This window comes from Flavobacterium sp. ABG (assembly GCF_001027725.1).
Taxonomy (GTDB): domain Bacteria; phylum Bacteroidota; class Bacteroidia; order Flavobacteriales; family Flavobacteriaceae; genus Flavobacterium; species Flavobacterium cupriresistens.
Genome location: NZ_LEKS01000021.1, coordinates 76,369 through 84,201, shown reverse-complemented (window position 1 = coordinate 84,201; position 7,833 = coordinate 76,369). Strand labels below are relative to the sequence as shown.

General features: G+C 34.4%; 6 protein-coding genes. All 6 read left to right on the top strand.

The annotated features are described in order from the left end of the window. Positions 1 to 1,230 (top strand): PIG-L family deacetylase (locus tag AB674_RS18760; RefSeq protein ID WP_047778814.1); only part of this gene is annotated, 1,230 nt, incomplete at its 5' end. A 448-nt stretch (positions 1,231 to 1,678) separates the two neighbouring features. Beyond that, on the top strand, positions 1,679 to 1,915 hold the full coding sequence (locus AB674_RS18755) for a DUF3820 family protein (protein ID WP_047778819.1): 237 nt from the start codon (positions 1,679 to 1,681) through the stop codon (positions 1,913 to 1,915). A 388-nt stretch (positions 1,916 to 2,303) separates the two neighbouring features. Continuing rightward, positions 2,304 to 3,638, top strand: a complete 1,335-nt coding sequence (locus AB674_RS22045) for a hypothetical protein (RefSeq protein ID WP_053004332.1) — start codon at positions 2,304 to 2,306, stop codon at positions 3,636 to 3,638. 1 nt (position 3,639) lies between these two features. Beyond that, on the top strand, positions 3,640 to 4,224 hold the full coding sequence (locus AB674_RS18745) for a hypothetical protein (RefSeq protein WP_047778813.1): 585 nt from the start codon (positions 3,640 to 3,642) through the stop codon (positions 4,222 to 4,224). Between the two features lie 7 nt (positions 4,225 to 4,231). Next, positions 4,232 to 6,418 carry a peptidase domain-containing ABC transporter gene (locus AB674_RS18740; protein WP_047778812.1) on the top strand — a complete coding sequence of 729 codons (2,187 nt, stop codon included), beginning with the start codon at positions 4,232 to 4,234 and terminating at the stop codon, positions 6,416 to 6,418. Further along, positions 6,411 to 7,736 (top strand): HlyD family efflux transporter periplasmic adaptor subunit, encoded by a 1,326-nt coding sequence (locus tag AB674_RS18735; RefSeq protein WP_047778811.1) that lies wholly within the window; start codon positions 6,411 to 6,413, stop codon positions 7,734 to 7,736. Before AB674_RS18740 ends, AB674_RS18735 begins: the two co-directional genes overlap by 8 nt. The last annotated feature ends 97 nt before the right edge of the window (positions 7,737 to 7,833 follow it).

The following is a 7,833-nucleotide window of genomic DNA, read 5'->3' as shown; positions in this document are numbered from 1 at the left end:
GTTGAAGATGAGGTGACCAATCAGATTCCGGCTTCGTTTTTACAGGAACACAATAATGCTGTTTTTGTTTTAGACAAAGAAGCGTCTTCAAAACTAACGCGAATCAACAGACCTTGGTTGGTAGAAAAAGTAACCTGGAGTGATAAATTAATCCGAAAAGCCGTTTTAGGATTAGCGCTTGATCTTAAAAAACCAATTTTAATGCTTACCGATGCCGATTATATCGAAAACGGGATGAGTGATTTATTGGCCGATTCAGGTCCTGCTTATGATATTAACATTAAGATTTTTAACAAATTACAAAACACAATTACAGGTTGGCCAGGTGGAAAACCAAATGCGGATGATGCTAACCGTCCTGAAAGAGCGGAGCCAGCCAGAAAACGTGTATTGCTTTTCAGCCCACACCCGGATGATGATATTATCAGTATGGGAGGAACGTTTATGCGTTTGCAAGAGCAAGGTCATGAAGTGCACGTAGCCTACCAGACTTCAGGAAATATTGCCGTTGCCGATGATGAAGCCTTGCGTTTTGCAAGTTTCGTTATTGATTACAATGAGAAATTCGGAATCAAAAGTCCGGAAGCTGATGCGATTTATGAAAAAGCAGTTAACTTCCTAAAAAATAAAAAGAACAGCGAAATTGACATCCCTGAAGTACGTTATATCAAAGGACTAATCAGAAAAGGAGAAGCAAGAGCAACAAGTCATTTCGTTGGTTTGACCGACGATCAGATTCATTTTATGGAGCTTCCATTTTATGAAACGGGTACTATCGAGAAAAAACCAATCGGACAAGAAGACATTCAATTGACGATGGATTTAATTGAAAAAATTAAACCACATCAAATCTATGCTGCAGGAGATTTAGCAGATCCACACGGAACACACAAAGTATGTTTAGATGCTATTTTTGAAGCCGTTAAAGCCTTAAAACCAAAATCATTTATGGATGACTGTTGGTTATGGTTGTACCGTGGTGCTTGGCAGGAATGGGGTATTGACGAAGTAGAAATGGCGGTACCTATGAGCCCGGATCAGGTTTTGGCAAAACGTCATGGAATCTTCAAACACCAATCACAAAAAGACGGTGTTGTTTTTCAGGGAACCGATGCCAGAGAATTTTGGCAAAGAGCTGAAGACAGAAACCACGAAACAGCAGCTTTGTATCAGCAATTAGGTCTAGCGACTTATGCGGCGATGGAAGCGTTTGTGAGATGGCATTACTAGGTAGAAGGTGCTAAGATTCTGAGCTGCTAAGGTTCTGAGTTAAAAAAAGTTTTGGCCACGAATTACACGAATTTTCGCGAATTTATTTTCGGGATAATTGGTGTGATTCGTGGCTTTTTTTTTTGCCACAGATTTAAAGGATTCTCGCAGATTAAAAAAATCCTTTTAATCCTTTAAATCTGTGGCTAACTAAAAAATAGGAGATAAAAATTACTTTTTTACTGTGACTTAAAAAAAGTTGGATAAAAAATTAAGGAGGTAAGATGATTTAATTATCCGGCACACAAAGAAATTAGCGAAAATTCGTGTAATTAGTCGCAAAAAAAATCATCCTAATCCTTTAAATCTGTGGTAAAAAAAATAAAAAATAAAAGTAACTTTGCATAATTAGAAGCAAGAAAAGAGAATGAGTCTATTCTTTTTTTCTTGCTTCTTTTTTCTAAAAAAAATGCAACAAGACAGTAAACTTCTCATAAAATTAGCCCATACCAAAATGCCTTTCGGGAAATACGAAGGACGTTACTTAATAGACTTGCCCGAGTATTATGTTGTTTGGTATCAAAATAAAGGTTTCCCGAAAGGAGAACTGGGGCAACAACTACAACTGATCTATGAACTAAAACTAAACGGATTAGAAGAGTTGATCCGTAATATCAAAAAGCAGTATCCTAAGCCTTTGAAGTAGTTTCTGGGTTAGCTGTTAGAGCTATACTTGTGTTTGTTTTTCAATTATCGAAGTTTTTTTAACGGAATTAATATACCACGATTTTGCTTACGCGAAGCGGTTAATTTATGCCTTGATTTTGCTTTGTAGCGGTAGCGTTGTGAAAAATAAATAAAACAGGCTATTATAGAAAAATAATAGCACAATTGTTTCTTTTTGGTAACAATCTTATTCGTAAAAACTTTATTATAATTTGAAGGAGGAAGATTATCAAGGTTTTAAAAGTGATTTTCTGACGTATAGGAGATGTGTTTATTTTGAAATATAAAGACTACAAAATTTTTAAATAAATTTTATTATTTGTAAGAAATATTTTATACATTTGAATAAATATTGAAATATCTCTATTATGAAAAATCTTAAAAAAATGAAATTTTCTGACATTACAGGAATGTTAGAGGCAGATGAAGCAAAGGGAATTTTGGGAGGAGGACCTATAAAGTATACTAACGACCAAGAAGCCCCTGGTGAAGCGGATAATATTGGAGGAAACGGTGGTTTTGGCTTGACAGGTTTTGGTCAAGGTGGTTTTGTTAGCGGGAGTGCTAATAATTTTTCTCAATTAGGCAGTTATGGTAATACTTCCTTTGGTGGGAATTACTCTAATTCAGGGGCTGGTGCAAATTCTGGTTCAGGAACAAATAATTTAAATTCTTCTACTTCTAATACCAATTATAATAATGATTGGTTTGTCAATGCTCAAGGCAATCTAAGTACTACAAGTGCAATTGCTATAGATCGTTATTTTCAATTTATTCGCGCAAATAATGGGATTGTAAATGCGAACCAAATAAATGCCTTCGTAAATAACGAAAAAACGGCAAGCGGACAGCAGCAAAATTTTATTCAGTATAATATTCAATTGCCGGGTACACGATTAGATAATGTTACTGTAGTGAATTATTACAAAGGACCAAGTACAATAAAACAAGGTACTGTAATTGATAATATGACATTGCAAATTAATGTTTCCAATGGTCCAAGAAGCACAAGTACAACCAATACGACAAATTCAAATGCGTCTTGGTATGTAATGCCTATACATGGCAGTTCTTCAAAACCTTCACCTTTAGAAGCGGCATTACTATCGAAATCAGTTTATGGTGGTAAGGACACGGTTGGGCCTGATAAGCTTTTCGGATGGAAAGTTTCCAATGAAGTAAAAGGTATTAAGTATAATGATCCTTCCTCAGGTTTTAAATCGCAATTATATGAAAGAATTACAGCTGGCAAAAAAGAATATTGTTATGTAACTGCTGGTACAGAACCTGAGATAGGAGATTATGCTGCGGACGTCTTACAAACAGCGGGGATTTCTCTGCAATATAAAGAATCTGTGGATAATGCTAAGGCATTAAAGGCTCTGTTTGGTGATGCATTATCTTTTTCAGGGCATTCTTTAGGCGGAGGTATGGCGGAAGCCAATGCCCGCGCTACGGGAGGAAGTGCTGTCACAATTAATGCGGCAGGATTGAGTTATTCAACAGCTTTACTTTTAGGAATAGGGTTCGTGTCAGATACGCATTCTTATATTATGACAAATGATCCTTTAAATATAGCGCAAATGGTGATGCCGGGACTAACAACAGCGGGAGGGCAAAAACACTTTATTACACCAACCAGAACATCAGGGGGACACGGTGTAAATGAAATGGCAATAGAACTGGGTATAAAATCAAAGTGAGATGAAAAATATAATTATGTTATTTGTTATTGTCGCGTTTATACTAAGTTCATGCAATTGCAAGTGTACTAAAACTCATTTATCTAAAGACGAAAAAGAGTGGTTTTCGGCTTACAAAAAAGGGCAGCAAATAATTTTTAAAAGCAATCTGGGGAAATTGGACACGCTTTTTGTAGCGGATAAATATGAAACATATGATAATAAAGAATGTAATTGTTACGAAGTAGGTAATTTACAATACAATATGATGCATATTGACTTTAAGTCTAAAATTTGCCACAATGATTCCTATTGTGTTAGCGGAGTATCAATTAGTAAAGACGAAATAAATAAAAAGTCTTTTCCTACTTTTAATGTTTTTGGTCTATTTTATCCGGATGTTCAAGTAAAACCTATACCGACAGAAAGTTGGGTTGTCCTGAGAACATCTTTAAAAAAGTATACACATGTTTATGTTTTTGAAGACGGTATCAATGCAAGAAACTTTGGTAATAACTATCTAAAATCTTTTTACTGGGATAAAAGAGAAGGTTTAATACGTTACGATACAGGTGAAGGTGAGATATTCGAGCTGCTAAAAAAATAGACCACTTATGATTAATTTCCCCCACGAGTTTCAGCTCGATGCTAAAGATTGTGGTCCTGCCTGTATAAAAATTATTGGAAAATATTATGGCAGGTTTTATAGCCTGCCTTTTTTACGTGATTTATGTGGTATCACGCGCGAAGGGGTCAGTTTTTTAGATCTTAGCGATGCTTGTGAAGCAATTAGTTTGCGTACTAAAAGTGTTAAAGTAGATTTTAGTGTTTTGCAGACAATTCCATTGCCTTGCATTGTACATTGGAAGGAGAGTCACTTTATTGTGGTTTATAAAATAACACAGAAACAAGTATGTGTTTCAGATCCCGCAAAAGGGTTGTGTAAATATTCGTACGAGAGTTTTCAGGAAGACTGGTTAAAAGAATCAAAAGTGGGTGCTGTTTTAGCTATAGAGCCCATGGCGGATTTTAAACAACGCTCTATAAATGATAAATTAGAACGAAGAAAAACGTTAGAGAATTTTCTGGGGTACTTTACACCTTACAAAAAAAGTTTTGTAAACCTGTTTGTGGTGATGCTTATAGTAACATTGTTACAGGCCTTTTTGCCCTTTATTTCAAAATCGGTTATCGATGTTGGAATTCAGACCAATGATTTAGATTTTATTGATCTTGTTTTAATCGCCAATATTACCATTATAGTGAGTATCTTATTGAGCAACATGATTCGCGATTGGATTTTGCTGCATCTTACTTCGCGAATAAACATCTCTTTGATATCAGATTATCTGATAAAATTAATGAAACTGCCTATTACTTTTTTTGAGAATAAGTTGATTGGAGATATTTTACAGCGAGCCCAAGATCATGAGCGTATTCGGGATTTTATAATGAACAATTCGCTTAATTTTATCTTCTCTATTCTCACCTTTTTTATATTCGGGATCATTCTGTTTGTTTACAGTCCGGTCTTGTGTTTGATTTATTTGATCGGTAGTACTTTATTTATCGGTTGGGTGGTCTTTTTTTTAAGATTCAGGAAAAAACTGGATTGGGAGTATTTTGATGTCCATACAAAGAATCAGAGTTACTGGGTGGAGACTATTGGAAGTATTCAGGATATAAAAATCAATAATTACGAAAAGCAAAAAAGATGGAAATGGGAGGCTTTGCAGGTTCAGTTATTTAAGATTGACCAAAAAATACTGCGAATTACCAATGCGCAAAATCTGGGAGCGCAATTCATTAATCAATTGACCAATTTAATGATTACGTTTTATTGTGCAAAAGCAGTGATAAAAGGTGATATTACATTTGGTGTAATGATTTCGACACAATTTATAATAGGGATGCTTAATGGTCCGATTATGCAGTTCATTTCTTTTGTTCAATCTGCTCAATATGCAAAAATTAGTTTTTTAAGGCTTAACGAAATACACGAATTAGAGGAAGAAGAAGAAAACGAAACCAATAACAGCATCAAGCTTCCGGAAGATAAAAGCTTGCTATTGCGAAATGTTAGTTTTCAGTACAGTAGAAATAGTCCTTATATCTTAACGAATATTTCAATATTGATTCCGGAGGGAAAAGTAACTGCCATTGTAGGAGATAGCGGTAGCGGTAAGACCACTTTGTTAAAACTTATTTTAAGATTGTATAAACCGACCCATGGTGAACTTTCTATGGGGAATCTTAATATTCAGAACGTTAATCTAAAACAATGGAGAGCAAGTTGCGGAGCGGTGATGCAGGACGGCAAAATTTTTAGCGATACGATTCAAAATAACATTGTCTTGGACGATGAGAATATTGATTATGCAAGGTTGAAAAAAGCGGTAATGGTAGCCAATATAGCTGCAGAAATAGAAGCTATGCCCAAAGGATATCAAACGATGATGGGAGAAAACGGCAGAGGTTTAAGCGGAGGGCAGAAACAACGTGTTCTGATAGCAAGAGCTTTGTACAAAGATCCCGACTATTTGTTTTTTGATGAGGCAACAAATTCACTGGATGTTATAAATGAGCAAAAAATTGTGACAGCATTAGAAGAGATTTTTAAAAATAAAACAGTAATCGTGGTGGCACATCGATTGAGTACGATTCGTAAAGCAGATCAGATTATAGTACTTAAAAATGGATTTATTAGTGAAATTGGAAATCACGATATGTTGATGACAAAAGAAGGTGGGCATTATTATGAATTGGTTAAAACGCAGACAGGAGATACTGTAAATGGATAATAAAGGATTTCATAAAACACTAAACTCAAATCGAACCGAAGAGGTAGCTTGGATTATTGAAAAAATGCCGACTAAATTCGGAATTTTAATCAGCTCAGTTGTTATAGGTTTGGTATTGCTGTTGTTGCTTTTTGGCTGGCTTATAAAATATTCGGAAGTATTAATGGGGCAAATTGTGATAAATACAAGGCAGGCACCTGTCAAATTAGTTGCATCGGCTCAAGGGAATATTATATTGTTGGAGCATGCTTCCGGTGCTAATGTACATGCTGGAGAATACATTGCCTATATAAAAAATGAAGCCAATTTAGACGATGTCAAACTGTTGAAAAAAACACTTGGTGATATAAATATTCATGAAGTCGATTTTCGAAAACACCGTCATTTATTTCCTGAAAATTTATCTTTAGGAGATATAAATAATAAATACTATAACTTTTTAAATGCGCTGTATCAATATTTAGATTATACGAATCTACAGCCTTATGAGGTTCAAAAACAAATTAATAAAAAATTACTCGAGCTGCAGACAAAGAAATTTGAGCAGTTAAAAAATGATTTTAAGAGCCAAAAAATAAAACACGAAGTTTCACAGAGTCTTTTTCATAAAGATTCGACACTATATAGTAAAAATGTCACTTCCAAAGCAGATATAGAACGTTCTATTATAGCAAAAGCAAATAGTGAGCTGGATTATAAAGCAATTGATAAAGAGATTAATAATACAAATTATCAAATCAATGAAGCTCATAATAAATCACAAGTAATTGCAATTGAAAAAACAGCTAAAGAAAGAGAATTGATTATTGGGTTATTTAACAGTTATTATGACTTAATTGATGCCATAAAAAAATGGGAACGGACGTATGTTTTTCTTTCCCCGATAAAAGGAAAAGTAGATTTTTTGAATTTTCTTAAAGACAACGATTATATTCAGTCCGGAGAAGAATTATTTAAGATAGTACCGGATAATAACCAAATAATAGGACAGGTTAATCTGCCTGAAAATGGCTCAGGGAAAGTGAAAATTGGACAAAATGTTATAATTAAACTGAATAATTATCCTTATAATGAATATGGCTCGATAAAAGGTAAGGTGGTAAGAATATCACTTGTAACAAATCAGCAGGTTCTTTCTGATAATCAAAAGAAAATGAGTTCCTATCTGGTTGATGTAAATCTGCCCTACGGATTAAAAACGAATTATGATGTTGTATTAAACTTTCATGCTGAAGCTAAAGGGACAGCCGAGATCATAACAGAAGACAGGAGACTGATCGAACGTTTCTTTGATAATTTGAGATATAAATTAAAATAGAATTTCTTCCGAATAGTTAGGAGCAATGTTTTTAACTTTAAATAAAAATAAGGGTTACTTATTCCGTATTTTAGATTTATAGCAAAGAAGGATTTAA

Coding starts and splice junctions, on each gene's coding strand:
- AB674_RS18755 (WP_047778819.1), top strand. CDS start 1,679: ATGCAACAAGACAGTAAACTTCTCATAAAATTAGCCCATACCAAAATG.
- AB674_RS22045 (WP_053004332.1), top strand. CDS start 2,304: ATGAAAAATCTTAAAAAAATGAAATTTTCTGACATTACAGGAATGTTA.
- AB674_RS18745 (WP_047778813.1), top strand. CDS start 3,640: ATGAAAAATATAATTATGTTATTTGTTATTGTCGCGTTTATACTAAGT.
- AB674_RS18740 (WP_047778812.1), top strand. CDS start 4,232: ATGATTAATTTCCCCCACGAGTTTCAGCTCGATGCTAAAGATTGTGGT.
- AB674_RS18735 (WP_047778811.1), top strand. CDS start 6,411: ATGGATAATAAAGGATTTCATAAAACACTAAACTCAAATCGAACCGAA.